At 68.0% G+C, this 2,359-nt stretch carries 2 protein-coding genes; one reads left to right on the top strand and one right to left on the bottom strand.

Going from position 1 to position 2,359, the window contains the following annotated elements:
* Positions 1 to 35: 35 nt before the first annotated feature.
* On the bottom strand, positions 36 to 923 hold the full coding sequence (locus HUK84_RS15190; protein WP_176641032.1) for a slipin family protein: 888 nt from the start codon (positions 921 to 923) through the stop codon (positions 36 to 38).
* Positions 924 to 1,217: 294 nt separating this feature from the next.
* Here HUK84_RS15190 and HUK84_RS15185 point away from each other — a divergent pair.
* A partial coding sequence (locus tag HUK84_RS15185) for an aspartate aminotransferase family protein (RefSeq protein ID WP_176641033.1) occupies positions 1,218 to 2,359 on the top strand: 1,142 nt, incomplete at its 3' end.

Below are 2,359 nucleotides of genomic sequence, written 5' to 3'. Positions count from 1 at the left end.
GATACCGCCGGCCGCGCGTCCGATCGTCTGCGCCGTTATTCGGCGGCGGTGCGCATCTCGGGTTCGGTCCGGGCCGCCGCCCCCGACAGGACCGCGACCGCGGCCGGGTTCATGCTGTCGATCATCGTCGTCGGCATCAGGATCGTCGCACCGCGTTCCTTGGTCGTTTCATAGATGATATTCATCGCCCGCAATTGCAGGGCCGCCGGATGGCCGGCATAGGTTTCGGCCGCGTCGACGAAACGGGCCGCCACCTCGGCCTCGGCCGAGCCCAGGATGATGCGGGCCTGTTTCTCCCGCTCGGCCTGGGCCTGGCGCGACATCGCGTCCTGCAGCGCCACGGGAATGGCGACGTCGCGGATTTCGACCGACATGACATCGATCCCCCAAGCCGTGATCTTGCCGGCGATTTCGGCGCGCAATTGTTCGTTCGAGGATCGCCGGTCCGACAGCAGCGTGGCCAGCATGGACGAGCCGATCATCTCGCGCAGCGAGGTCTGGGCGATCCGGTCTATCGCCTCGCGGTAATTGGTGATGCGCAGCGCCGCGGCCTCGGAATCGCGGACATGCCAGAAGATCACGGCATCGACATTCACCGGCACGGTGTCGCGCGTCAGTGCCTGCTCGGCGTTGAAACCCGTCGTCTGGATGCGTTCGTCGATGATCGCGACGATGCGGTCGATCACCGGGATGATCATGAACAGGCTAGGCCCGTGGACGCCCTGCAGGCGCCCCATCCGCAGCACGACGAATTTCTGCCAGACATTGGCCATCCGCAGCGACAGGAAGATCCATAGCGACAGGACGAGGAACGGCAGAGCCCACCACGGATGGATGGGCGCGCCCTCGGGACCCAGCAGGCCACCGGCCCAGATGCCCAGCAGCAGCAGCAGCCCCGACAAGACGAGTGTAATCGCATTCATGACCCGGTCTCCTGTGTCCGTCCTGTCATGACGGCCGATCCCGCGCCGAACGGTCCTGCCCGGCGTCCCGGGACGGTCGGTGACGTTGGCACGCAGCCGGGGGGCTTCAAGCCCCACCGGCGCGGTGGGCGCGCAGAAAGAGGGCCATGTCAAGACAGGATTTGACTTGTGCCGCCGCCCGCCCGCATCATGCGCGCGGAGACCGAGGCCTGCCCGCTGCGGCGTGTGGGCCCTTTGGTGTTTCCGCAGACGAACGATCCGGAACACAACCATCACAACAAGGCCTGGCTTTCGATGATTCCCGCCCTGATGCCCACCTACAACCGTGCCGACCTCGCATTCGAGCGGGGCGAAGGCTGCTGGCTGTACGCGGCGGACGGGCGACGATTCCTGGATCTGGGCGCGGGGATCGCGACCTCGTCGCTGGGGCATGGCCACCCGCATCTGGTCGCGGCGGTGGCCGACCAGGCCGCGCGGGTGATGCATGTGTCGAACCTGTACCGGGTGCCCCAGGCCGAGCGGCTGGCCGAACGGCTGGTCGCCGCCAGCTTCGCCGACAGCGTCTTCTTCTGCAATTCGGGCGCCGAGGCGAACGAGGGCATGGTGAAGATGATCCGCCGCGCCCAGGCCTTCGGCGGCCACCCCGAGCGCAACCGCGTCATCTGCTTCAACGGCGCCTTCCACGGGCGGACGCTGGCGATGCTGGCGGCGACCGGCAACCCTAAATACCTCGAAGGGTTCGGCCCGCAGGTCGAGGGCTTCGACCATGTGCCGATGAACAACATGAACGCCGTACGCGCCGCGATCACGGCCGAGACCGCCGGCATTATGATCGAGCCGGTGCAGGGCGAAAGCGGCGTCAACGTCGCCGATCCGCGCTTCCTGCAGGAATTGCGCGCGGCCTGCGACGAGTTCGGCCTGTTTCTGGGCATGGACGAGGTCCAGTCCGGCATGGGCCGGACCGGCCGGCTGTTCGCCCATGAATGGTCGGGCGTGACCCCGGACGTGATGTCCACCGCCAAGGGGATCGCCGGCGGCTTTCCGATGGGCGCCATCCTGGCGACCGAGGCGTTGGCCCGTCACCTGACGCCCGGCTCGCACGGCACGACGTTCGGCGGCAACCCCCTGGCCTGCACGGCGGCGAACGCGGTGCTGGACGTAGTGCTGGCCCCCGGATTTCTGCAGGAGGTGCAGGCACGCGGTGCGCAACTGGCCGGCCGGCTGGATGGGTTGATCACCGAATTCCCCGACCTGTTCGCCGAGCGGCGGGGGATCGGGCTGATGCTGGGGTTGCGCTGCGTGGTGCCGGTCGGGCTGATGCAGGAAGCGGCAGTGCACGAGGGCGTGCTGAGCGTGACGGCGGGCGACAACGTGCTGCGCCTGGTGCCGCCGCTGGTGCTGACCGAGGACGATTGCGCCGAGGCCGGCCAGCGCCT

Origin of the sequence: Nguyenibacter vanlangensis (assembly GCF_013376155.1) — a bacterium.
GTDB classification, from domain to species: Bacteria; Pseudomonadota; Alphaproteobacteria; order Acetobacterales; family Acetobacteraceae; genus Gluconacetobacter; species Gluconacetobacter vanlangensis.
Note: the sequence above shows the minus strand (reverse complement) of the source record. Positions and strands in the feature narration are given on the sequence as shown.